General features: G+C 70.4%; 18 protein-coding genes and 1 pseudogene. 11 read left to right on the top strand and 8 right to left on the bottom strand.

Annotated features, from left to right (window positions below; translation table 11 throughout):
• Positions 1-2 precede the first annotated feature (2 nt).
• Complete coding sequence (locus TFC3_RS22005) at positions 3-1,937, top strand: ABC transporter ATP-binding protein (RefSeq protein WP_236718433.1); 1,935 nt, start codon at positions 3-5, stop codon at positions 1,935-1,937.
• 39 nt (positions 1,938-1,976) lie between these two features.
• The gene (gene ggt, locus TFC3_RS22000) at positions 1,977-3,779 is read left to right on the top strand and encodes a gamma-glutamyltransferase (RefSeq protein ID WP_067503102.1); all 1,803 of its coding nucleotides are present in this window, start codon (positions 1,977-1,979) and stop codon (positions 3,777-3,779) included.
• Here the strand turns inward: ggt and TFC3_RS21995 are convergent.
• Both TFC3_RS21995 and TFC3_RS21990 read right to left on the bottom strand, forming a co-directional pair.
• Positions 3,770-3,997 (bottom strand): hypothetical protein, encoded by a 228-nt coding sequence (locus TFC3_RS21995; protein WP_201787196.1) that lies wholly within the window; start codon positions 3,995-3,997, stop codon positions 3,770-3,772. The two genes, ggt and TFC3_RS21995, sit on opposite strands and share 10 nt — an antisense overlap.
• Before the next feature lie 216 nt (positions 3,998-4,213).
• Positions 4,214-6,208: an IPT/TIG domain-containing protein gene (locus TFC3_RS21990; RefSeq protein WP_161952656.1), complete on the bottom strand. Its 1,995-nt coding sequence runs from the start codon at positions 6,206-6,208 to the stop codon at positions 4,214-4,216.
• Positions 6,209-6,381: 173 nt separating this feature from the next.
• Here TFC3_RS21990 and TFC3_RS21985 point away from each other — a divergent pair, with 173 nt between their 5' ends.
• Complete coding sequence (locus tag TFC3_RS21985; protein WP_067503094.1) at positions 6,382-7,929, top strand: methyl-accepting chemotaxis protein; 1,548 nt, start codon at positions 6,382-6,384, stop codon at positions 7,927-7,929.
• Here TFC3_RS21985 and TFC3_RS21980 read toward each other — a convergent pair.
• Positions 7,912-8,667: an alpha/beta hydrolase family protein gene (locus TFC3_RS21980; protein WP_067503092.1), complete on the bottom strand. Its 756-nt coding sequence runs from the start codon at positions 8,665-8,667 to the stop codon at positions 7,912-7,914. The genes TFC3_RS21985 and TFC3_RS21980 overlap by 18 nt on opposite strands.
• Positions 8,668-8,883: 216 nt before the next feature.
• Between TFC3_RS21980 and TFC3_RS21975 the strand changes: the two genes are divergently transcribed.
• The 6 genes from TFC3_RS21975 to TFC3_RS21950 all read left to right on the top strand — a co-directional run bounded on the left by TFC3_RS21975 (position 8,884) and on the right by TFC3_RS21950 (position 15,586).
• Positions 8,884-9,531, top strand: a complete 648-nt coding sequence (locus tag TFC3_RS21975; protein WP_067503089.1) for a hypothetical protein — start codon at positions 8,884-8,886, stop codon at positions 9,529-9,531.
• A 189-nt stretch (positions 9,532-9,720) separates the two neighbouring features.
• Positions 9,721-10,683 (top strand): PD40 domain-containing protein, encoded by a 963-nt coding sequence (locus TFC3_RS21970; protein WP_067503086.1) that lies wholly within the window; start codon positions 9,721-9,723, stop codon positions 10,681-10,683.
• A gap of 37 nt (positions 10,684-10,720) precedes the next feature.
• Complete coding sequence (gene trmB, locus TFC3_RS21965) at positions 10,721-11,389, top strand: tRNA (guanosine(46)-N7)-methyltransferase TrmB (protein ID WP_236718248.1); 669 nt, start codon at positions 10,721-10,723, stop codon at positions 11,387-11,389.
• A 59-nt stretch (positions 11,390-11,448) separates the two neighbouring features.
• On the top strand, positions 11,449-13,530 hold the full coding sequence (locus TFC3_RS21960) for an ATP-binding protein (protein ID WP_067503079.1): 2,082 nt from the start codon (positions 11,449-11,451) through the stop codon (positions 13,528-13,530).
• Positions 13,531-13,554: 24 nt separating this feature from the next.
• The gene (locus TFC3_RS21955; protein WP_067507234.1) at positions 13,555-14,196 is read left to right on the top strand and encodes a hypothetical protein; all 642 of its coding nucleotides are present in this window, start codon (positions 13,555-13,557) and stop codon (positions 14,194-14,196) included.
• Between the two features lie 7 nt (positions 14,197-14,203).
• A complete protein-coding gene (locus tag TFC3_RS21950; RefSeq protein WP_067503073.1) occupies positions 14,204-15,586 on the top strand; it encodes a selenium-binding protein SBP56-related protein in 1,383 nt (460 codons plus the stop codon).
• Positions 15,587-15,589: 3 nt separating this feature from the next.
• Here TFC3_RS21950 and TFC3_RS21945 read toward each other — a convergent pair whose 3' ends face one another.
• The 4 genes from TFC3_RS21945 to TFC3_RS21930 form a co-directional block, all read right to left on the bottom strand.
• The gene (locus tag TFC3_RS21945) at positions 15,590-16,435 is read right to left on the bottom strand and encodes a hypothetical protein (RefSeq protein WP_067503070.1); all 846 of its coding nucleotides are present in this window, start codon (positions 16,433-16,435) and stop codon (positions 15,590-15,592) included.
• An 11-nt stretch (positions 16,436-16,446) separates the two neighbouring features.
• Positions 16,447-17,352, bottom strand: coding sequence for a proteasome assembly chaperone family protein (locus tag TFC3_RS21940; protein ID WP_067503067.1), 906 nt, complete (start codon positions 17,350-17,352; stop codon positions 16,447-16,449).
• Between the two features lie 108 nt (positions 17,353-17,460).
• On the bottom strand, positions 17,461-19,095 hold the full coding sequence (locus tag TFC3_RS21935; RefSeq protein WP_082772218.1) for a methyl-accepting chemotaxis protein: 1,635 nt from the start codon (positions 19,093-19,095) through the stop codon (positions 17,461-17,463).
• Positions 19,096-19,194: 99 nt separating this feature from the next.
• Positions 19,195-21,513, bottom strand: a complete 2,319-nt coding sequence (locus TFC3_RS21930; RefSeq protein ID WP_161952655.1) for a bifunctional diguanylate cyclase/phosphodiesterase — start codon at positions 21,511-21,513, stop codon at positions 19,195-19,197.
• 258 nt (positions 21,514-21,771) lie between these two features.
• On the opposite strand from TFC3_RS21930, the gene TFC3_RS21925 reads away from it, so the two are divergent.
• Together TFC3_RS21925 and TFC3_RS21920 are read left to right on the top strand one after the other, a co-directional pair.
• Entirely contained in the window at positions 21,772-22,377 is a 606-nt protein-coding gene (locus tag TFC3_RS21925) for an EcsC family protein (protein ID WP_236718432.1), read from the top strand.
• 70 nt (positions 22,378-22,447) lie between these two features.
• Positions 22,448-23,062: a fibronectin type III domain-containing protein gene (locus tag TFC3_RS21920; protein WP_067503064.1), complete on the top strand. Its 615-nt coding sequence runs from the start codon at positions 22,448-22,450 to the stop codon at positions 23,060-23,062.
• On the opposite strand, the pseudogene TFC3_RS38185 reads toward TFC3_RS21920, so the two are convergent.
• Positions 23,032-23,366, bottom strand: a pseudogene (locus tag TFC3_RS38185) (NAD(P)-dependent oxidoreductase); the annotation flags it as partial. The gene TFC3_RS21920 and the pseudogene TFC3_RS38185 sit on opposite strands and share 31 nt — an antisense overlap.

Below are 23,366 nucleotides of genomic sequence, written 5' to 3'. Positions count from 1 at the left end.
GCATGTTCGGTGGGGGCTTCGGCGGCTTCAACGCCGGTGGCCACTCCTCGGTCGGTGCGGCCGGGCGCAAGGGCAACGGCCTGCCGTTCGCCGGCATCCCGGAGGACCTGGCCGAGGGCGTGGCCAAGCTGGAGGCCCGCGAGCCCGAGCACGGCGACCCGCACACCCCGTTCGACCCGGTGGCCGATCAGGGCGGCCCGGTCACGATCACCCGGCTGCTCGGCGGGCGCCCGCGGCTGCTGGTCGCGGCGACCGTGGCGGTGCTGGTGGAGACGCTGCTGCTGCAGGCCGGGCCGCTGCTCGTGCAGATCGGCATCGACCACGGCATCACCGGGCGCAACCTGCCGGTGCTGATCGGCGCGACCGTCGCGTTCGTGGCCGCGGTGCTGCTCACCGGGGTGGCCACCAGCGCCCGCATGCGCCAGAGCGGCCGGCTTGCCGCGTCGGCCACCCGGGACCTGCGGATCCGCATCTTCGCGCATCTGCAACGCATGTCGCTGGACTACTACACCCGCGAGAAGGCCGGCGTCACGATGACCCGGATGACCTCCGATGTGGAGGCGCTGCAGAGCCTGCTGTCCGACAGTTTCGCCCAGTTCGGCATCCAGGCGCTGACCATGATCGTGGTGACGGCTGTGCTGTTCCACTACAACGCCGAGCTTGCGTTGATCACGTTGCTGCTGGTCGTACCGCCGCTGACGGTGTTGTCGCTGTGGTTCCGCCGGGCCGCCGACAAGGGCTACAACCGCCAGCGTGACGCGATCGCGGCGATGTTCGCCGACCTGTCCGAAAGCCTCAACGGCGTGCGGGTGGTCACCGCGCACAACCGCCAGGAACGCAACATCATCGCGCACCGCGACGTGGTCGGCGGCTACCGCGACGCCAACGATCACACCGGGCGGATCAATGCGGTGTACGGCCCCGGCTCCTCGGCCATCGGCCTGCTCGGCATGGCCGCGCTGCTGTTCGCAGGCGGGCGGATGGTGCTGCGCGGTGAGCTGAGTATCGGCGAGCTCACCGCGTTCGTGCTCTACCTCAACGCGTTCTTCCAGCCGGTGCAGCAGCTCGTGCAGATCTACACGCAGTACCAGCAGGCCCACGCGGCGATCGGGAAGATCAACGGTCTGCTGGGGACCGTGCCGTCGGTGCGCTCGAACCCGGGGGCCACCACCCTGCCCCCGGTCCGCGGCGAGATCGTGCTCGACGACCTGTCCTTCGGCTACCTGCCCGATCGACCGGTGCTCGAACACGTCACCCTGCGCATCGCCCCGGGTGAGACGGTGGCTTGCGTCGGGCCCACCGGGGCGGGCAAGTCCACGCTGGCCAAGCTGGTCACCCGGCTCTACGACCCGACCGGCGGGCGGATCCTCATCGACGGCCACGACCTGCGCGAGGTCACCCTGGCCTCGCTGCGGCGCCAGATCGGGGTGGTGCCGCAGGAGCCGTTCCTGTTCGCCGGCACGCTGCGCGACAACATCGCCTTCGCCCGCCCGGAGGCCTCCGACGCCGAGGTGTGGGCGGCCATCGACGCGGTCGGCCTGCGCGAGCTGGTCGAACGCTCGCCTGAGGGGCTGCTGACCCCGCTGCACGAGCGCGGCCAGTCGGTGTCGTCGGGGGAGCGGCAACTGCTCGCGCTGGCCCGCGCCTTCCTGGCCGAACCGCGGGTGGTGGTGCTCGACGAGGCCACGTCCAGCCTGGACCTCAACAGCGAGCTGCGGGTCGAGGCGGCCTTGGATCACCTGCTCGACGGCCGTACGGCGATCCTCGTCGCGCACCGGCTGTCCACAGCGATGCGCGCCGATCGGATCATCGTCGTCGATGAGCGCGGCATCCTGGAGTCCGGTACCCACGAGGAGCTGGTGGCCCAGGGTGGACGTTACGCCTCGATGTACGCAACCTGGGCCGCTCCGGTTGTGCCAGACGGTCATCACCTGTAGGCAGAGAATGACTGTCCGTCTTCTCTCCCCGGAGGCCCGATGCGCTTGTCGAGTGCGCTAGCCACCACTGCCTCGTTGACGCTGCTCACCGCGGCAGCACTGCCCAACGCGGCAATTGCCGCGAGCCCTGCGAACCCGAAGATCGGCGCCACCGCGGTGGGCTACGGCGGCGCGGTGACCTCGGTCGATTCCACCGCCACGGCCGTCGGCCTCGAGGTGCTGCGCCGCGGCGGTAACGCGGTCGACGCCGCAGTGGCCACGGCTGCCGCGCTCGGCGTCACCGAGCCGTTCTCGGCGGGCATCGGTGGCGGCGGCTTCTTCGTGTACTACGACGCCCGGCGCGCAACCGTCAGCACGATCGACGGCCGCGAGTCCGGCCCGGCCACGATGACCGAGGACATCTTCGTCGACCCGGCGGACCACCAGCCGTACGACTTCCCCGAGGCCCGGGTCAGCGGCCTGTCCACCGGCACCCCGGGCACGCTGGCGACCTGGGAGGCAGCCACCCGCAAGTGGGGCACGCGCTCGCTGAGCAGCCTGTTGCAGCCGGCCGCCAAGGTCGCCGACAAGGGCTTCACCGTTGACGCCACGTTCCGCCAGCAGGTCGCCGACAACGCCGCCGCGTTCGGGCAGTTCGAGTCCACCAGCGACCTCTATCTGCCCGGCGGTCAGCCGCCGGCGGTCGGCAGCACGCTGCGCAACCCCGACCTGGCCGACACCTACCGGTTGATCGCCCGCCGCGGCACCGACGTCTTCTACAAGGGACAGGTCGGAGCCGACGTGGTGCGCACGGTGCAGCACCCGCCGGTGGCCGGGCAGCCCATCGGCACCTGGGCGTACCCGATCCGGCCGGGCACGCTGAGCCGCTCCGACCTGGCCAAGTACAAGGTCAACTTCCCCGCGCCGACCACGTCGGACTATCGCGGGCTGACCGTTTATGGCATGTCGGCGCCCTCCAGCGGTGGCACCACGGTGGGCGAGGCGCTCAACATCCTCGAGAAGACCAACCTGGCCAGGACCTCGAAGATCCAAGCCTTGCATCGGTACGCCGAGAGCACCGCGTTGTCGTTCGCCGACCGTAACCGCTATGTGGGGGCGTACACCTCGCAGGCGGTCGTGAAGAAGCTCTTGAGCGATAGCTGGGCGAGCCAGCGCGCCTGCCAGATCGACCCGGCGCACGCGCTGAAGAAGCCGGTCCCGCCGGGCGACCTGAACGCCCAGGGCTGCACCCCGGCCAGCGTCGGCGGCCCGGTTGAGCTGGGGCAGAGCACGACCAACCTGACCGCGACCGACCGCTGGGGCAACGTCGTGGAGTACACCCTGACCATCGAGCAGACCGGCGGCAACGCCATGGTCGTGCCCGGTCGCGGCTTCCTGCTCAACAACGAGATGACCGACTTCAACTTCACCAACACCCAGGCCCCGGCGAGCGACCCCAACCTGCCCGGCCCGAACAAGCGGCCCCGCAGCTCGATGGCCCCGACCATCGTGCTCAAGCACGGCAAGCCGTTCCTGGCGCTCGGCTCACCCGGCGGCGCCACCATCATCACCACGGTCCTGCAGGTGCTGATCAACCGGGTCGACCTGGGCATGACCCTGCCGCAGGCGATGGCGGCCCCGCGCGCCTCGCAGCGCAACACCGCCGGCATCCAGGCCGAGCCCGCGTTCCACCAGCAGTACGGCCCGGGCCTGGAAGCGCTGGGTCACACCTTCGGCCCCGACGTCGCCGAGCTGGGCGCGGCCACCGCCATCGAGTTCACCCGGCACGGCGGCCTGATCGCGACCGCCGAACCGGTGCGCCGCGGCGGGGGTGCGGCCGGCGTGGTGCGCTCTCACCGATAGATCTCTCCCAGGGCGTGGTATGCCGCTTTCGGCTCCCACGCCCTGGCCGGGTCTTCGAACACCTTGACGATGCCGTAGCTGGCCAGGTCCAGATCGTCCCCGGTTTCCCGGTGCCGGAAGCCGTGCAGCGCGAAGGCGAACACGAACGCACTGTCCACGCCCTGCTCGTCCAGGATCTGGGAGGCCGGCCCGCAATCCCTGCACCCCCGGGCCGCCACCGTGCCCATCGTGCTGCTGCGCAACGAATTCGTGACCCGCGGCGTGCCCTCGGTACCGGACCAGGTGCTCATCGAGATCGTCGACGAGGTTTTCCTGCCGCTGACCCGCAACCGCGCTACTTGACGTAGGTGAAATCAAGGCCCCCGGCCGACGAGGCGGTGCTGGTGACTGCACCGGCCGGGTGGCGGACCAGGGTGACTGTCATCTTCGTGGTGCTACCGGTGCTGCGGGCTCAGCGACGTCAGGCTCGCCGGGACCGTGGCGGCGTACGTGAAGGTCTTGCCCGTGCTCGTACCGCCCGGGCCGACCACCACGACGGCGACCTTGCCCGCTCGGTGCTTGGCCGCGGTGAAGCGCAGCTGGGTGTCCGACACCCGGGTGAACGACACCGCCCGCCCGCCGATCGAGACGCGGGTGGCGGCGGTGAACCCGGTGCCGGTCACGGTGACCGCGGTGCTGGCCGTGGTCAGCCCGGCGGCCGGGCTCAGCGACCCGATCACCGGCTTGGCCGGCTTGACGGCGGTGTACGGCAGCGGGTTGCTGGTGCCCGCGGCGGTCGTGACCACCATGGACGCGGTCCCGGCCGGGCGCGCCTTGACGAACACCTTGAGCTGGGTGGTGCTGACCACGGTGTAGCTCAGCGTCGTGGTGCCCAGCTTGACCGAGCGGATGTTGCTCAGGTTGGTGCCGGTGACCACGACGGTGGTGGTCGTGGTGGAGGCACCCGTGCCCGGGGTCAGTGCGGTGAGCGTCGGGACGCTGCCCGCCACGTACGACAGGTAGCGGTATGCGCTCGTGCCGCCCGGCGTGGTCACCGACACCGGGACGTTGCCGCTGGCGTGCGCCGGGGCGACGAACGTGACGCTGGTGCCGGTCACGGTACCCGGCGCGACGGTGCTCGTACCGACCTTGACGGTGCTGGTGCCGAGCAGGTTGGTGCCGGTCAGCGTGATGGTGGCGCCGCCGTCCTGGCTGGTGGTGCCCGGCGTGATCGCGCTGAGCACCGGCGGCGGCTGGGTGAAGGTGAAGTCGTCGGCCGTGCCGCTGGTGTCGCTGGTGCCGGCCGCGTTCGTGACGGTGACGTCGGCCGGGCCGGCCGCGTGCGCCGGGGCCGTGGCCACCAGCCGGGTGACGCCGTTGGCGACGGTCTTGGAGAACGTGGCGGTGGTGCCGCCGAACTTCACGCCGGTCGCCCTGGTCAGGCCCGCTCCGGTGAGGGTGACTGAGGTGCCGGCCGAGCCCTTGCTGGTCGACAGCGCGGTGACACTCGGGGTCACGGTGATCGGGGACGCCGGCGCGGTGATGCCGGAAATCGTGTACGCGCCGTTCACCACCGTCTCGATGAAGCCCCAGGACACGTGGGCATCGCCGTTGTTGCCCCAGCCGGTGCCCCACTGATTGCGCAGGTAGACCCCGTCGTCGTCGTAGCCGAACGCGGTGACCATGTGCCCGCCGAGGCTGGTGCCGCTGGTGGTGGTGTAGAGGCTGTGCGCGCCCAGGTCCATGAAGTCCTGGTACACCGGGAAGCCGAGGGCCACCGGGGTGTTGTTGGCCAGCGCCTGCTCGATCACCGTCTGCGCGTTCTGGCCCTGGTTGGCCCCGCTCCACAGCCGGGTCCAGCCGCTGATCTTGTAGTTGCCGGCGTTCGCGATCTGCGCCGAGGTCGGGGCCACCTTGTAGTTGCTGGTGCCCTGGAAGTAGTCGTCCTGGCTGTCCACGCCGTTGGCCTGCACGTTGGCGAGCACGGTGTCCGGGTTGAGGCCCCGGGAGGGGGCGCCGCCGGCGACGACGTTACGCAGATAGAGGAACAAGGGGGCGTACGGCGAATCGACCTTGTTCGTGCGGTTCGCGTAGTAACCCATGAGGTTGCGGGAGATGGTCCACGCCACGCACTGCCCGACCGAGCCCTGGTCGCCGACGGCCGGGGCGTAGGAGCGCAGGTCCACCGACGCCGGGATGGAGTCGGCGTGCGCGGTGCCCGGGGTGGCCAGGTAGCGCTCGGTGTTCGCGATATAGCCACCGACGTGCGGGTTGATGTCCTCGATCGCGGCGCTCTCGTCCCACGGGTCGTACTGCGGGTCGTCGGTCGTACCGTCGGCGGGGGTGCCGGTCTGCGGCGCCGGCACGGACTTCGCCACCGCGGCACCCGGGCGTGCCCCCGTCAGCAGCGTGAGCACGGTGACGAGCAGGGCCACAAAAATCCGCGTCATGCTCATCTCCGATCCCCCGGGCTGATGTCCTGGCTGTCAGCGCTTCAGATCGGTTCCATCGGCTGCGGGTTGAGGGCCGAGCGCTGTGGGATCCGGCATTCTCCAGTCCGCAACGCCCGGGCTGTCCCATGATGGGGGGAACCTAGCGCGTAACGAGTGACAGGAGTTCCGCGGTGGTCTCATTCCGGTCGCGAGCGGCGGAGAGCAGGAACGACGCCGAACGGGCGATTCCTCGCGATGTCGAGAGCCTCGAGAAGCTGATCGTCGACCTGGGCAACGCCCAGGACGAGCAGACGGCGTGGCAGATCACCGTCGACAGCACGGTGAGCTCGCACAACTTCAGCTACGGCGCGGTGTGGTTGCCCACCCGCAACGGCGAGATGGCGGTTGCCTACGAAACCGGCACGCTGACCCGCGAGATGCAGGCCGTGATCCACGGCAAGCCGGTGCCGGCCGATGCGGGCCTGGTCGGGCGGGCGGTGCGCACCAAGCAGCCGGTGTACGTCGACGACATGACCCGCTGCGACGACTGCCAGCGCTGCCAAGCCGCAGCCCGCAGCGGCATGCAGGCTGCCGTGATCACGCCGGTGCTGCGCGATGGCGCGGTCATCGCGGTGCTGGAGTACTTCTCCGCCGTACCGCTGTATCTCGAAGGTCCGCGCAGCGAGAAGTGGGCGTCGATCGCGCGCATCGCCGAGCAGGCCCGCTTCACCGCGCTGGCCGCCGCCGAGCTGCGCCAGGTCGCCGACGACCGGCTCGCCGTGACCGGCGTGGTGACCGCGCTGGGCGAGGCCCGCGACTCGACCTCGGCGCTACGGGTCGCGCTCGACTCGGTACGCACCGCGTTCGGATGGGCGTACGGCTCGTTCTGGGAGGTCGACGAGCGCGACAACGTGCTGCGCTTCAAGGTCGAGTCGGGTTCGGCGGGCGACGAGTTCCGCAAGGTCACGCTGGCGGCGACGTTCGCCGAGGGCGTGGGCCTGTCCGGGCGCGCGTGGCGGGCCAAGGACCTGGTGTTTGTGCGCGACATCGGCGAGCTGACCGACTGCGTGCGGGCTCCCGCGGCGCAGCGGGCGGGGGTGCGCTCGGGTGTGTGCTTCCCGCTGATCAGCCATGGCCGGATCATCGGCACGATGGACTTCTTCACCACCGAGTTCATCGAGCTGTCCGATTCCCGGGCCTCCGCGCTGCGCAACGTCCAGCAGTTGGTGTCCCAGCGGCTTGACATCGTACGGGGAAACGAAACCGCGACGGAGAATTCCCGCAGCTTGCTCGACACTGTTTCGCGGTTGCGGGCGGCCAGCGACGACGCGACGCGGGTGGCGCAGGAGGCGGTCGCGCGGGCCTCGGAGATGACGCAGGAAGTCGAGGCGCTGGGCCAGGCGTCCACTGCGATCGGCGACGTCATCAAGATCATCTCGTCGATCGCCGACCAGACCAACCTGCTCGCCCTGAACGCCACCATCGAGGCGGCGCGGGCGGGCGAGGTCGGCCGCGGGTTCGCCGTGGTCGCCGGCGAGGTCAAGGACCTGGCGCGCGAGACCGCTGAGGCCACCCAGCGCGTGTCGGAGCAGATCAACGGTATTCAGAATTCTGCGCGTACGGTCTCCAGTGGCATTCTCACCACCAGTGACACGATCGGGCAGATGGACGCCGTGCAGGCCCGGATGAACGAGGTGCTCGAGGAGCAGGCGCGGATGGCCTCAGCGCTGCAGATGTGAGGCCGGCGCAAGCCAGTCCAGCACGCTCCGGATCTCCCGGTCCCAATAACCCCACTCGTGGGCGCCGGGGCTGTACTTCGCGTCGATCGCGATGCCGTTGCGCTCGCAGGCCGCGACGAAGTTCTGGTTCTGGTGCAGCGTATGGTCCTCGGTGCCGCAGCGCAGCAGCAGCTCCGGCAGGTCCTGCGCTGTGGTGTCGCTGAGCAGGTGCAGCAGGTCGTCGCCGGTGCCTTCCGGGGAGCGGTCGCCGTACACGCGGGCCATCAGCTCGACGATGTGCGGGCGCTTGTCGTGCTCGTAGAGCCAGGCGACGTCCAGGGCTCCGGACAGCCCGGCCGCGGCGGCGAAGCGTTCCGGCTGGCGCAGGGCCCATTTGAAGGCACCGTACGCGCCCATCGACAACCCGGCGACGAAGGTGTCCTCGCGCCGGGTGGAGACGTTGAAGAACGCCTGCACGGTGGCTGGAAGCTCCTCGGACAGGAAGGTCCAGAACTTCAGGCCGTACCGCTCGTCGGCGTAGAAACTGCGGTGCACCTGCGGCATCACGACCGCGAGGCCCTTGTCGGCGGCATAGCGCTCGATCGAGGTGTAGCGCGTCCAGGCGGTGTGATCATCGGTGAGCCCGTGCAGCAGGTACAGCACGGGCGGCGGCTGGGGAGACGGGTTCGGCAGCACAACGGTCATGGCAGTGCCCAGCTCAAGGGCTTCGGAATAGAAGTCGCACCGGATCAGAGGCATCCGTCGATGATCTACCGGGTGGGCGCCTCCCGCCAGCCTCCCGCCAGCCTCCCGCCGGTCTTCGGCCGGTCTTCGGCCGGACCCTCGCCCTTCACCGCGTCGTAGCAGGTGCGGGCCGGCGGTCCCAGGCGGTTGGGAATGTCGTACCCATCGATTAGAATGTGTGTACGAAAAGGGCTCCTGACCTGCGGGGAGATCAACGTGACCACGCCCGTTATGTCCAATCCTGCTCCTGCGATTCCGCCGTACGCCACCATGCTCGGCTTCACCCGCTACGTAGCCCGCACCGGCCCCGCCAAGGCCACGTTCGTCGGTGGGCTGCGCCGCCAGCGGGAACGCCGCACCGGCTTCAACCCGCACAGCCAACTCGTCAAGGCTCTCAAGGCCGACATCGCGTTCCGCACCGGCGGCAGCTACCTCGAAGGCGTGACCGCCCTGGTGAAGGACCGCTGGAAGCCGCTGTACGAAGCCGTGAGCGCCGGCGCCCTCACGTACCTCACGTCCCTCGGCGCCCCCGACGAGGTCGGCCTGGCCCAGACCCGCGAAGCCATCGCCACGGTCGGCCCGCTGGCCGTGAAGATCAACCCCCACTTCGGCATCCGGTACGCCGGCAACCGCCGCGAGGCCGTCCGGCTGCACTTCGACGAGCAGCCCCCGACTCCCGAGGTCATCACCGCCACCCTGCACCTGATGACCCGGCACATGGATCAGATCCTGCCCAGCGCCGAGGCGGTGCTGGTCGACGTCCGCCGGGGCGTCACCTACCGCCGCGACCCCGCTGCGAAGACGGCCGACATCGAGCGCTGGCTGGCCGGGGAGGCCGCCGCCTTCTCCAGCATGTGGACCACCACTACCGCCGCCTGACCCGGCTGCAGCCCCCGCCGGCCGGTGACTCGGTCGGCGGGGGTGCGCTGTGGACGTACCGGGTGAGGGTGGATCGTCCTTTTGGTTTGGAATTGATTGGGTTTCGGCGTGGGAAGTTCTTAGGTGCAGGGCGGTTGCGACGATGCTTGCGGTGTAGGCGAAAGTGCGGCGCGTCGGGGGGCGTGGAAAATGCGGGTTGCGGTGCGGATTGCGGTTGCGGTTGCGGGCGTTGCCGGGGCGGGGGCCGGGGTTGTTCCGGCTCAGGCGGCTTCGGTGCCGAGCGTGGGCAGCTTGGTCGCCTACGTGCGCGGCGGGGATGTGTACGTCAGCAAGGGCACCACGGAGACCCTTGTCGCCACCGGCGGCAGCTGGGCCCGGCCGCGTTGGTCGCCGGACGGCAAGACGCTGGCCGCGCTCAAGGGCGGGCAGCTCTGGACCATGAAGGCCGACGGCAGCGCCAAGCACCGCATCACCACCCGCGCGGCCAGTGGGCCCTCCTGGTCGCCGGACGGCAAGTCGCTGGCGTTCGCTTCGGCGTCCTGCTCGGGCGGGCCGGGTGTCTTCACGATCTCGGCTACCGCTGCCAACGCCGTTCCCGAGGCTCTCTTCCCCAGCTACTGCCGCGGTGAGGAACTGCCGCAGGAGCCCGAGGCCCGCGCGGCCGCTACCGGCTCGTTGAGCGAGCGGCTGCGCTTCGACGACGCGGTGGCCTGGTCGCCCGACGGTACGAAGGTGGCGTTCCGTGGCGGCGACTGCGAGTCGATCTACGACGCCTGCTTGACCGTGGGCACCGTGGCCACCGGTGGCGAGAAGACCGTGGCCGCGTACGGCGGTGGCAGCCTGCAGGACGGGTTCGCGGTGGTTCCCGGCTGGCGCGGTGACGGCGCGAAGCTGGCCTGGACGGCGTACCAGCGCGGCGAGACCGAGACGACCGATCAGCCGGTGCACGTGGTGGAGTACGACACCGTCACCGGCTCCAAGCGCGACCTGGGTGCGGCTCAGGACCGCGAGCTGGCGTACGTGGACAGCAAGAGTGCCGTGGTGACCGGGACGTACAAGGGTGGCTCGTGGGTTCTGGTGGTCAACACCGCGACCGGCGCGCGGACCCCGTTCCACCAGGGGTCGCAGCCGGCGGTTCAGCCCAAGAAGTAGCGCGCCTATCGTTGGCGCCACGATGAGTGAGTCAACGATGAGACCCGTACGCACCTTCCATCCCCGGCGCGGGCGGATGAGCAACCGGCATGCCGACGCCTTCGCCGACCTGTGGCCCAGCCTGGGGATCACGATCGAGGATGGGGATCGCCGGCCGCTCGACCTGGTCGAGTTGTTCGGACGGCGGGCGCCGGTGGTGCTGGAGATCGGGTTCGGCATGGGGGAGTCCACGGCGGTGATGGCCGCCGCCGACCCGCAGCGCAACTATCTCGGGGTCGAGGTGCACACGCCGGGCATCGGCAACCTGCTGGCGCTGGCCGGTGAGCGCGGGCTGACCAACCTGCGGGTGGCCCACGGGGACGCGATGGAGTTGGTCCGCCGCCTCCCCGAGGGTGGCCTGGACGCGGTGCACGCCTTCTTCCCCGACCCGTGGCCCAAGGCCCGCCACCACAAGCGGCGCCTGATCCAGCCTGCTCACGTGGCCTTGCTGCGCGAACGGCTGCATCCGGGCGGGACGCTGCACACCGCCACCGACTGGCCGCACTACGCCGAGGCGATGGCGGAGACGCTGAACGCCGATCCCGGGCTCGTCAACGCCTTCGACGGATTCGCCCCGCGGCCGGATCACCGCCCGGTGACCAAGTTCGAACAGCGGGGGGTACGGGCCGGGCGGGTGATCGCCGATCTGATCTACCGGCGGCGATAAGGGAGATTTGCCGGTTTTATCGGTTTCCTGCCTCTACCCTGGGAGGCGGAGGTCGGAGCATGCCACCTAGCGATCTTGACCTCGAACGACCACGCGTCGAGGACAAGCAGCACGCGCTCACCAGCGGCGCAGCTGACCACCTGGCCGCGCTCATCGCCCGGTCGGTGGGGGCCAGCTGCGGGCTGGTGCATTTCCTGGAGGGCGACCGGCTGCGCTTCTACGGCGGCTACGGGCTCGAGTCGCCCCGCGAGCAGCTCTCCGAGATCCCGGTCGCCGACAGCCTGTTCGGCCTCGTGGTCACCCGCGGCCATACCGTGATCATCGAAGACCTGGCGGCCGACCGCTCGACCGGCTCCTTCCTGCGCAAGGGGGCCAACCGGCGGCCCGGCGCGTTTCTGGGTCAGCCCATCCGCGACGAGAGCGGCCGGATCCTGGGCGTGTGCTGCGCGGTGGATGCCCAGGCCCGGCACTGGTCCGCCGACGACATCGCCGCGCTCGGCGAGGCCGCCCAGGTGGGCACGCTGCTGATCACCGAGCAGCTGACCCGCCACGAGATCGACCGGCAGCGGCGCTTCCTCGACGCGGTGCTCGACAGCCTGCACGACGGGGTCACCGCCTGCGACGCCCACGGCCGGGTGGTGCTGGTCAACGCCCGGATGCACGAGCTGTGGGGCGACGCCTGGCGGCCGCGGGCGCTGGACGAGAGCGCCGCCGCAGCCGGGCTGACCGACGCGCAGGGCCAGCCGATGGACCACAAGGACGTCTCGCTGCTGCGGGCCCTGCGCGGCGAGCGGCTGCGCGGCGACGAGGTGGTGGTGCACGAGCGGGAACGCCCGGCCAGGCACTACGTGATCGACGCGCAGCCCATCATCGGGCCGGACGGGCGCACCCTCGGGGCCGTCCAGGCCGTGCAGGACGTCACCCGGCGCAAGCGGGCCGAGCGGTTCCGGACCTGCGAGCTCAGCGTGATCACCGCGCTGGCCGACGCGCCGGGCATCGAGGCCGCCGGTCCCAAGGTGCTGGAGGCCATCGTGCGCACCTTGGGGTGGACGCACGCCGAGTTGTGGCTGGTCGACGATGCCGGTGAGGCGATCCGCTCGGCCGCGCAGTGGAGTGCCCCCGGCTGGGAGTCCGACATCGAGGTGCCGGCCGAGCTGCCGTACGGCGTGGGCCTGGCCGGTCGCGCCTGGCAGGCCGGCAAGCCGCTGTGGATCCGCGACGTGGGCCGCCCGCAGAGCCTGATCTCGGCCGAGACAGCCGCCGAGTCGCAACTGCATGCGGCTCTGGCCATCCCGGTACGGCACGGGCTCGAAGCTTTCGGCGTGCTGACCGTGTTCGCCGGCAGCGCCGAGGGCCCCGACGACGAGCTGCTCGCCCTGATGTCGGGCATCGCCGCGCACATCGGGCAGTTCGTCGAGCGGCGGCTCGTGGAGGACCTGCAACGCCAGCTCGCGCGCACCAAGAACGAATACCTCGGGCTGATCGGGCACGAGCTGCGCACCCCGCTGACCTCGATTGCCGCCTACACCCAGCTGCTGCGCGAGGCCGACGCCGAGACGCTGTCCACCGAGGGGCCGGCGTTGCTCGAGGTCATCGAGCGCAACACCAACCAGCTGCGGTACATCATCACCGAGCTGCTGGAGCTCTCCGCCCTCGACGCCGGGCACGCCAACGTGCAGCTCGCGCCGCTCGACCTGGCGGCCGTGGTGCGCGAAGCGGTCGCGCGCACCCGGGAGGCGGTGGCCGGGGAGCCGATCACCGTGGACGTCAACGTGCCGGGCGAGCTGATCCTGCCCGGCGACGGCAAGCGCCTGCGCCAGGTGGTCGACAACCTGCTCGGCAACGCGGTCAAGTACAGCCCGGACGGCGGGCACGTCACTGTCACCCTGCGCACCGCGGGCCGGGTGGCCGAGCTGGCCGTCTCGGACACTGGCATCGGCGTCTCACCCGATGAGCGGGAGAAGATGTTCACCGGCCTGTACCGCACCAGCCGCGCCCGCGACCGGGCGATCCCGGGCACCGGGCTGGGCCTGACGCTGAGCCGGGCCGTGGTGCAGCGCCATCACGGCACAGTGGAGCTGGTGGACCATGAGGGTCCAGGCACGACGGTGGTGGTCAAGTTGCCGCTGGACGCGCGCTGACCCTTTCGTGTGAAGATGGCGGGCATGACCGGGGGACAGCTCGCCGCGCTCGCCGGGCTGGGCGCGTTCCACGGACTGAACCCGGCCATGGGCTGGCTGTTCGCGGTGGCGCGGGGCCTGCAGGAGGGCAGCCGCCGGCACACGTTCGCGGCGCTGCCGCCGATCGCCGCCGGGCATCTGGCCTCGGTGGCCATCGTGGCCGCTGTGGTGTCGGCGACCCGGTCCGCCGTGACCGGCAGCATCCTGGCGATCGCGGGCGGCGTGGTGCTGGTCGCTTTCGGACTGTGGCGGTTGCTGTCCGAACGCCACTTCCGCTGGGCCGGGATGCGGCTGTCACCGGCGCAGCTGGCCGGCTGGTCGTTTCTCATGTCGTCGGCGCACGGGGCCGGGCTGATGCTGCTGCCGGTGCTCATGACCGCGCCGGTCGCCACCCCGATGGGTCATGCGATGCCCGGCGCCGTGGCGGCGGGCGGGGCGCTGACCGGACTGCTCGCGGCGGGTGTCCACACGGCAGCCATGCTCGCCGTGATGGGATTGTGCGCCTTTGTCGCGTACCAATTCGTGGGCTTGAGTATCTTGCGCCGGGCCTGGTTCAACATCGACCGGCTCTGGGCCGCGGTGCTCGTGCTGGCGGGCGCGTTGACAATCGCTGTCTACCGGCCATGATGACCACATGGCCCGGTGGACTCCTGACCCGACGTTCTATGCCTCGCCGCGCGACGCTGTCACCGCGCCGCCCGAAAAGCTGGTCTATGTCGCGGCCTTCGATCGCTCCGCCACCCGCCCCGACGCCATCGCGGTGGTGGACACCGATCCCGGCTCCCCGTCGTACGGCACGGTCGTTGGATGGACCGACCTGCCGCACCTCGGCGATGAGCTGCACCATTTCGGATGGAACGCCTGCAGCAGCGCGCTCTGCCCCACCTCGCCGCACCCGCACGTGGAACGCCGCTACCTGATCGTGCCGGGCCTGCGCTCCTCGCGCATCTACGTGCTGGACACCAAGGACGACCCGCGCCACCCGGTGGTGGTCAAGGAGATCCCGGCCGAGGAGCTGGCCGGCAAGGCGGGTTACTCGCGCCCGCATACGATCCACTGCGGACCCGACGGCATCTACGTCTCGGCGCTGGGCGGGGGCGACTCGGACGGGCCAGGTGGCATTGCCGTGCTGGATCACACGACCTTCCAGGTGCGCGGGGCGTGGGAACGGGACCGCGGAGATCAATATCTGGCGTACGACTTCTGGTGGCACCTCACCCGCGACGTGCTGGTCTCCTCGGAATGGGGCACCCCGTCGATGATCGAGGACGGGCTGAACCCGGAGCTGCTGCTGGGCCGCGAGTACGGGCACCGCCTGCACTTCTGGGACCTGGCCAAGCGCACCCTGGTGCAGACCGTCGACCTCGGTGACCAGTACCAGATGGCGCTGGAGCTGCGCCCGGCCCACGATCCCCGCAAGGAGTACGGCTTCCTCGGCGTCGTCACCAGCGTCGAAGACCTCTCCGCGTCGGTGTGGGTGTGGCACCGCGACGGCGCCGGGTTCGCCGTCACCAAGGTCATCGACATCCCGGCCGAACCCGCCGACGCCGCTGATCTGCCCCCGGCGCTGCAGCCGTTCGGCGCGGTGCCGCCGCTGGTCACCGACATCGACCTGTCAGTGGACGACCGCTTCCTGTACGTGTCGTGCTGGGGTACGGGCGAGCTCAAGCAGTTCGACGTCACCGACCCGTTCCACCCGGTGGAAACCGGCTCGATCCATCTCGGCGGCATCACCCGGCGCACGAAAGGCGTGGCCGGTGGCCCGCAGATGGTGGAGGTCTCCCGCGACGGCCGCCGCGTGTACGTCACCAACTCGCTGTACGGATCCTGGGACGACCAGTTCTACCCCGACGGCGTGGGCGCCTGGCTGGCCAGGATAGACGTCAACACCGAGTCGGGCGGCATGACCTTGGACGAGCGCTTCTTCCCGCACGGCGACGACTTCCGCGGCTTGCGCGTGCACCAGGTCCGGCTGCAGGGCGGCGACGCATCCTCGGATTCCTACTGCTTCCCTTAACCGTCAGGCCGCCTGCAGGATCAGGAGGTTCTGCAGCGTGGCGTAGCCGCGCCACTCCAGCGCCGCCGCCGGGCTGAAGATCGGGTAGTCAACGGTCCAGCCGCCGTCGTCCTGCTGCTGCGCGGCCAGCCGGGCCACGTCCGCCTTGATCGCCGAGGGGGACAGCAGCTTGCGCGATGGCGCGTCCGGGCGGGGTGAGAAGTCGAGCGGGTGCAGCTCCTCGCCCTGCGCGCCGCCGGTCACCGGGGTGGGCCCGTCGGTGTTGACCAGCCCGGCGACCCGCGTCAGCAGCGTCGCGGCTTGCGACGACCGTTCGGCCACGGCGTCGAGGAAACGCATCACGAACATCAGCTCGTACGCGTGGGCAGTCTCGTCCAGCCCCTCGATCGCGGTCAGGCAGTAGGCCGTCGCCCCGGCCAGCCACGGGTGCTCGCGGACCGCGGGGATGCGGTGGGCCTGTGCCGCGAGCTGGGCGGTCATCTGCAGCGACGACGTGGTGGGGTCGGCGTTCACCCAGTGTCCCGCGCTGCCGGCGGTGTCGGCGTACGGCAGCCCGAACGGCACGCCACCGTCGGGCCGGCTGTGCCGGGCGAGCCAATCACAGATCTCGGTCGCCCGTGAACTGTGCAGCGCGGGCAGCGAGGCCAGCACCTCAAGAGCGTGCATGGCGGCCACGGGCTGGCTGGTGGTCGTCCGGCAGTCGGGTTCCAGGCCCCAGCCGTACCCGCCATCGGGGTTGCGATAGGCGTCCAGGGCGGCAACGGCCCCCTCCGGGGAGGAGTCGAGCCGTCGCCGCTCCAGCAGACGCGCGTGCGTACCGATGAAGGTGATCGCCGCATCGAGATCCATGCGGACAGACCTTAGTCGCTGTCCTTGCTCTGCTCGGCCAGGAAGCGCTCGAGTTCGGCGCCGAGCTCGTCGGCGCTGGGCAGGTCGCTGGCCTGGTCGGCGAGCAGGTTGCCCTCGCGCCCGCGCAGGAACGCGTCGTACTGGGCTTCCAGCGAGGTCACCAGCCGGGTCGCCTGCTCGTCGTCGGCCACCTGCTTGTCGACTTCCTCGCGTACCTCATCGGCCGCCTCGTGCAGGGCCGCGGTGGGCAGCACCAGCCCTGTCGTGTTGGCCACCGACTCGATCAGCAGCTCGGCCGCGGCCGGATAGGTGGTCTGCGCCAGGTAGTGCGGGACGTGCGCGGCGTAGCCCATGGCGTCGTGACCGGCCTCGCCGAGTCGGAACTCCAGCAGACCGCCGACGCTGGCCGGTACCTGGACGCGCTGCAGCCAGGACTCGTGCTCGCCGAGCAGGCGCTGCTCGGTGGCGTGGGCGGTGACGCTGACCGGGCGGGTGTGCGGCACCGCCATCGGGATGGCGTTGAGGCCGACGGTCACGCTGACCCCGAACCTCTCGATCAGCGCGCGGACGGCCTTGATGAACCGCTCCCACTGCAGGTCGGGTTCCGGGCCGGCCAGCAGCAGGAACTGCGTACCGGTGAGATCCTTGACCAGATGCAGCGCGAGGGTGGGCTGCTCGTAGCTCTCCCAGTGGTCCTCGACGAAGATCATCGGTGGGCGGCGGGAGCGGTAGTCGAGCAGTTGGTCCAGGTCGAAGGTCGCCACTACCTGGTTCTCGAAGTGCTCCAGCAGGTGGTCGCGGGAGAGCTGGATCGCGCTTCCCGCGTCGACGAACCCGGTGAGTGCCTGGACGAGCACCACGCCGCCCAGCTCAGGCAGGTCGTCGGCCACCTCGTAAAGCCCCTGTGGGTCGAGCACGCTGCGGACCTCCTCGTAACGATGCCCGCGACGTCCCGGGCATTGTCGGTCCAACAACCGGCCGTCCGGGGAAATTCCGAACACCGATGATCTTTGCGTACGACCGGCTCAGACCTTGAACTGGGACACCAGCGACTGCAGTTCCTCGGCCAGCCGGGACAGCTCGGAGGCGGTGCGGCGTGACTCGTTCACCCCGTCGTTGGTGCTCAGCGCGGCGTCGGCGACATCGGTGATCGTACGGGCGATCTCGGTCGATCCGCCGGCCGCTTCGGACACGCTGCGGCCGATCTCGCTGGTGGTGGCGGTTTGTTCTTCGACGGCGGAGGCGATGGTGTCGGAGTAGGCGTTGATGCGTTCGATGACCTCGGCGATCTGGCCGATGGCGTCGACGGCGGCGGTGGTGTCGGTTTGGATGGCCTGGATGCGGCTGGAGATTTCTTCGGTGGCCTTGGCGGTTTCCTGGGCGAGGTCTTTGACTTCGGAGGCGACTACGGCGAAGCCTTTGCCGGCTTCGCCGGCGCGGGCGGCTTCGATGGTGGCGTTGAGGGCGAGCAGGTTGGTTTGTTCGGCGATGGAGGTGATGACTTTGACGATGTTGCCGACTTCGGCGGAGGAGACGCCGAGTTTGGCGACGGTGTTGTTGGCGGATTGGGCGACTTCGACGGCGCCGCGGGCGACTCCGGCGGCGTCGGCGGCGCTGGTGGCGATCTCGCGGATGGAGGCGGTCATCTGCTCGCTGGCCGCGGCCACGGTGTCCACGTTGCTGCTGACCGTGCTCGCCGCCGCCGACACCAGCCCGGCCCGCGAGCTGGTCTGCTCGGCGTCGTTGGCGATCCGGTCGCTGACCCGGGTCATCTCCTGGGCCGAGCCGGCCAGCGTGGTGCTGCTGCCGGTGATCCGCGAGATCGTGCCGCGCAGCGTGGACGTGGCCCGGTCGAGCTGACCGGCCATCCGGCCCACCTCGTCCTTCGAGGTCATGTTCAGTTGCTGGGTGAGGTCGCCCTCGGCGATCCGGTCGATGCCGGTGGAGACCGCCTTGACCCGGCTGACGATGCCGCGCGCGATGACCAGGCCCAGCGCCGTCGCCAGCAGCAGGCCGGCGATCAGCACGATGATCACCGTGTTGCGGGCCGTGCGGTAGGTGGACGCCGCGTCGGCCAGGCCTTGCTGGGCGTTGGCCGCTTCCGCGGCGGTGAGCTGGTCGAGGTCGTACTTGGCGCGGGTGATCGCCGGCTGCACCAGGGTGTCACGGGCGGCGAGGGTGGCCGCGGGGTCGCCCGCGTCGGCTGCGGTCAGGTAGGTGTCGCGCGCCGTCTTGTACTTGCCCCACAGGTAGATCGTCTGGTCCATCAACACCGGATTGGCCGTGGTGGCCCGGTACGCCGAGTTGTCCGCCTCGATCGCCGTGTCGAGCGCCTTGATCTGCGCGCGTACGTCGGGCGAGGGGGACTGGCCGTAGGTCAGCACCAGCGCGTGCATGGTGCCCACATCCGCGATGATCTTGTTGAGCTGCTGCTCCGCGATGAAGCTGCTCCGGTACAACTTCTCGACGGCGTTGTTCAGATTCGCCATCCGGAGCACGGCGACCACGCCCACCACCGCCGCGACGATCGTCAGCGCGGCGACGATCGCCATGATCTTGGTGTTGAGGGAGCGGTCCTCGATCCACCGCCGGCCCGGGTTCGGACGTCGGGCGCCACGGGAGCGGCGGGCAACGGCAGACTTCGCGGCGGCGGAAGGCATCGGGGCGACCTCGGAGGTAGGCGAACGGGACAGGCGTGTCCCTTCCCCACTATCGGTCGCCGGAGGGGCGTGCTGAGGTCAAATCCGGGAGTTCGCGACTCAGACGGCCACGGTGCGCGCGCCGGCCAGGCGCTCGGTGACCTGTTCCGGGGACAGCGGCCTGTCGAAGTGGTAGCCCTGAGCGAAGCGGTAGCCCAACCGGTACAGCGTCTCGGCCTGCTCCGCGGTCTCCACGCCCTCGGCGATGGCCTGCAGGTGCAGACCGTTGGTGATCTGGATCATCGCAGTTGCGATCACCGCCTCCTCGGAACGCCCGCCGATGCCGTCGACGAACGACTTGTCGACCTTGAGCGTGTCCGCCGGGCAGGTGCGCAGCAGCCCGAGCGAGGAGTGCCCGGTGCCGAAGTCGTCCAGCGCCACCTTGACCCCGAGGGCCACCAGGTCGCGCAGCGTCTCCACGGCGATGCCGCCGTCGAACACCGCGGTCTCGGTGACCTCGACGACCAGCCGTTCCGGGTCCAGCCCGGAGTCGGCCAGCGCCGCGCGAACCTCCGCGGCGAACCCGGGCTCGCGCAACTGGCGGGCCGAGACGTTGACGCCGATCTCGGCCGGGGCCGCGGTGCCGTAGTCGGCCTGCCACTGGGCGGCCTGGCGCAGCGCGGTACGCAGGATCCAGTCACCCAGCGGGACGATCAGCCCGGTGCGCTCGGCGATCGGGATGAACACGTCCGGGCTGACGAAGCCGCGCTCCGGGTGCTTCCAGCGGATCAGCGTCTCCAGCGAGGTCCACTCGCCGGTGGGCAGGGCCACGATGGGCTGGTAGACCAGCGTCAGGTCACCGTTGTTCATCGCCTGGCGCAGCTCCGCGCCGAGTTGGGCGTCGGCCGCCTGGTCCTGTTCGAGCTTGTCGTCGTACACCGCGTAACGGCCCTTACCCCGCTCCTTGGCGGCGTACATGGCCAGGTCGGCGCGGCGCAGCAGCTCCTGGAAGCCGGCCGCGGGCCACGCCTCGGCGAGCCCGATGCTGGCCTTGACCAGCAGGTCGAAGCCGAGCGCGTGCACCGGGCGGGTCAGCGCCTCGGCGATGCGGTCCAGCACCTCGGTGGCCTCATCGGCGCGCAGGCCACGCAGCAGCAACCCGAACTCGTCGCCGCCGAAGCGGGCAACCACGTCGTCGGCTCGTACCGCCTCGCGCAGCCGCTCGGCCACCACCACCAGCAAGGCGTCGCCGACCGCGTGGCCCAGCCGGTCGTTGATGGCCTTGAAGTCGTCCAGGTCGATCATCGCCACGCTGAGCGTGGAGTCCGGTTCGGCCAGCGCGGCGCGCGACTCCTGCTCGAACAGCGCCCGGTTCGCCAGTTCGGTGAGATCGTCGTGGCTGGCCCGGTGGGTGAGCTCCAGCTGGTTGGCATGCACCCGGCGCAGCAGCAGCCCGTTGTCGCGCAGCGCGTTGACCTGGCGGATCACCACGAGCGCGGTGAGCACCACGGCGGACAGCGACACTGTCAGCACCAGCTGACCGGCGGCGCGGCCGACCACGATGAGCAGCGCGTCGGTGGCGGCCACGGCAAGGTACGGCACCACGCTGAACGAGCGGTGCTGGCGGACCAGGTGCCGTACGCCCGCGGCCCGGCGCTGGCGGTCCGCGGCGAACTCGACGCACAACAGGGTGGCCGGGATGAACATCATCGAACCGCTGACACCGGGGTGCACCGGGATGAGCAGCGGCAGCAGCCCGCCTCCGGCCGCACCGACCGCGGCGGCCAGCGCCAGCCAGCGCAGCGCGATCCGGTCGAGCGCGCCGAAGTCGCTCATCGCCACCTTGACGAAGGCCAGCGAGCCGATCAGCCCGAGCGCGCTGAGCGTGAGCATCGGCACGATCGCGGTCGGCCCGCTCTGCCACGTGTTCACCACCCGGGTGATCACGTACCAGGCGAAGATGCTGAGCGTGACGGCAACGGTGGCGGCGTCGAGCGCGAAGCGGACGAGCACCCGGTCCTGCTGATCGCGCTGACCCATCGGCAGGCGAAGCAGCGCCCAGAGCAGCACCAGGATGGCCAGCGCGTAGACCACCGTGGTCGGCAGGTCGTGCTGCTGATCGAGCGCGCCGGGGTGCACGGTGTAATACCGGGCGTCGCCCAGCACGCCGAACACCAGCAGGCCGCAGACGACGCCCAGGCTGCGCCACACGCGGGCGGTGATGGGCGACAGCCCCGCGGTGGTCGAAGTTGTGAAGCAGCTCCACGCCCCGAGCAGGGTGGCGGCTAGAGCCGGCGCCCAGAGCAGGAACACGCCGGTAGGGAAGCCGAAGTAGTTGACCGAGTACAGCATGATGGACACCAGCACGGTGCCCCCGGTGGCGAGCAGCGCAGGGCTGGGCCGCAGCCGCTGTACCTGCCGTTCCTCGCCTGCCATCATGCCGGCCCTTCCCGCAGTTGGTTTCCCTGTCGGTTTGACCATCGGTAGCGGTACGGGCGGCATGAGGGAATGCCCGTACCCACCGCGTCACGGCTCGGCTGCGGAAAGTACTTTCGGTCACCACCCTCCCGTGCACGTGCATCTGCAAGGCACAATGGGTACTCCTTGCCGACCTCTCCACCCCCCTCTCGGAGCGATCTGGTGAAAGAAGCAGCAGCACACGACGAAACCGGCCCGCCCGGCTCCCTCTGGGCGCGGATGAAGGCCGACCCGCAGTACGCCCCCGAACACCTTGCCCTCGAAGCCGTCCGCCGGCTCGGCCCGGAAGCCCGGTCCTGGGCCGAACACGCCCGCGAAGAGGACCCCGGCACCACCGCCGATGCGCTCGCGCAGCAGGCTGTGCGCCGCTTCACCAGCCACGCCCGGCTGTCCGGCGCGGTGTCCGGCGCCGCCGGTCTGCCCGGCGCGGTCGTCGACGTGGGGGTGCTCGCCTGGACCCAGTCCCGCATGGTGCTGCACATCGCGGCGGCGTACGGCATCGACCCGGTCGATCCGGAACGCGCGACCGACCTGCTCGTTCTGCAAAAAGTGCACAAGATCGCCGAGACTGCGCGGGTGGCGCTGGGCGTGGCCGCGGGCCGCGAGCGCGCCAACCGGCTCTTCGCCGACTCCACCGGCAAGCCGCTGTCGGGCGTGATGGTCAAGCTGGGCGTCAAGCTCGCGCAGATGGCCGGGGTACGCGCGGCCAAGCGCATGTTCGCCAAGGTGGTGCCCGGGGCCGCGGTGATCCTCGGCTCGTGGGTGAACTCGGCTGCAACCAAAGACCTGGCAAGGCGCACCCAGGCGCAGTACAGCGCTGCCTAAGGTGCCGGCACCGCCGGACGATGGGTCCCGGGTAACGACCGGGATCCACCGACCGCCGCGGGAGGCGACGTTGAGGCACCACCGGCGCTGGCTGCTGCTACTGATCGCACCGCTGCTGCTGCTCACCGGCTGCAGCATGCTGACCGGCTCGGCGGCGACCCCGGGGCCGGGTGCGAACGGTGCCGCCGGTCAGGCCGGCGCGGCCAACCCGTGGCAGGTCGTTGCCCGGGGCAGTGCCACGCCCACGCCGACGGTCACCAGCGGGGTGCCGCCGTACCCGTTCCCCACCGCGACCGGCTTCCTGCCGATCACCGGCGGCGGGACCCGGCCCACCCCGAGCCCGACGTGCGCCCCCGACACCGTGCACTTCTCCCAGATCAAGTCGCTGTCGGTCAGCGCGGGCCCCACCAGCGCGACCGTGACCTGGTACAACGTGGGCGGCTACAACCTGGTCGGATACCGCCTGACCGCGATCAGCCAGGACCTCAAGACCGGTAAGCAGCGCGACGTCGGCTGGAAGGAAATCAAGCCCGGCGCCGGCTGCGGCACCATGACGGCAACGATTTCCGGGCTGGACCGCAAGACCAACTACGTCCTCTCCCTGGACGCCGTCGTCGAGCGGCGCAGCGGTGACGGCACCCACGCCGGCACCCTTTACCGCTCCCCGGTTGTGCAGACCAAGTAGTCGTCGAAGGTCCGCACCGGCCGATACCCCAGCCCGATGGCCTTGCCGATGTCCAGCACCATCGCGTCGCTGAGCTGATCAGCGGCATACCGCGTCACCGTCGGAAGGGCCCGGAACAAAGCCACCGGAACATGCATCACCGGTACGTCCAAAGCCCGCCCCACCACGTCATCACGCGAGTAAGGCCCGCTGTCGGCGATGTTGTAGACGCCCCCCGGCCAGGTCAACGCGGCCACGCAGGCGTCCGCCAGGTTCTCCACCGCCGTCAAGCTCATCGACGTGTCGGCCCCCGGCAGCCAGACCC

This window comes from Actinoplanes sp. TFC3, from assembly GCF_001553785.1.
In the GTDB taxonomy this organism is placed as follows: domain Bacteria; phylum Actinomycetota; class Actinomycetes; order Mycobacteriales; family Micromonosporaceae; genus Actinoplanes.
This window is presented reverse-complemented; position numbering and strand designations above follow the sequence as displayed.

Bases quoted from the DNA above. Each gene is read 5' to 3' on its own strand.
- TFC3_RS21990 (WP_161952656.1), bottom strand. From the start codon at position 6,208: ATGACGCGGATTTTTGTGGCCCTGCTCGTCACCGTGCTCACGCTGCTG.
- TFC3_RS21980 (WP_067503092.1), bottom strand. From the start codon at position 8,667: ATGCCTCTGATCCGGTGCGACTTCTATTCCGAAGCCCTTGAGCTGGGC.
- TFC3_RS21930 (WP_161952655.1), bottom strand. From the start codon at position 21,513: ATGATGGCAGGCGAGGAACGGCAGGTACAGCGGCTGCGGCCCAGCCCT.
- ggt (WP_067503102.1), top strand. From the start codon at position 1,977: ATGCGCTTGTCGAGTGCGCTAGCCACCACTGCCTCGTTGACGCTGCTC.
- trmB (WP_236718248.1), top strand. From the start codon at position 10,721: ATGAGACCCGTACGCACCTTCCATCCCCGGCGCGGGCGGATGAGCAAC.
- TFC3_RS21970 (WP_067503086.1), top strand. From the start codon at position 9,721: ATGCGGGTTGCGGTGCGGATTGCGGTTGCGGTTGCGGGCGTTGCCGGG.
- TFC3_RS21945 (WP_067503070.1), bottom strand. From the start codon at position 16,435: ATGGATCTCGATGCGGCGATCACCTTCATCGGTACGCACGCGCGTCTG.
- TFC3_RS21955 (WP_067507234.1), top strand. From the start codon at position 13,555: ATGACCGGGGGACAGCTCGCCGCGCTCGCCGGGCTGGGCGCGTTCCAC.
- TFC3_RS21960 (WP_067503079.1), top strand. From the start codon at position 11,449: ATGCCACCTAGCGATCTTGACCTCGAACGACCACGCGTCGAGGACAAG.
- TFC3_RS22005 (WP_236718433.1), top strand. From the start codon at position 3: ATGTTCGGTGGGGGCTTCGGCGGCTTCAACGCCGGTGGCCACTCCTCG.
- TFC3_RS21975 (WP_067503089.1), top strand. From the start codon at position 8,884: ATGTCCAATCCTGCTCCTGCGATTCCGCCGTACGCCACCATGCTCGGC.
- TFC3_RS21935 (WP_082772218.1), bottom strand. From the start codon at position 19,095: ATGCCTTCCGCCGCCGCGAAGTCTGCCGTTGCCCGCCGCTCCCGTGGC.
- TFC3_RS21950 (WP_067503073.1), top strand. From the start codon at position 14,204: ATGGCCCGGTGGACTCCTGACCCGACGTTCTATGCCTCGCCGCGCGAC.
- TFC3_RS21925 (WP_236718432.1), top strand. From the start codon at position 21,772: ATGAAGGCCGACCCGCAGTACGCCCCCGAACACCTTGCCCTCGAAGCC.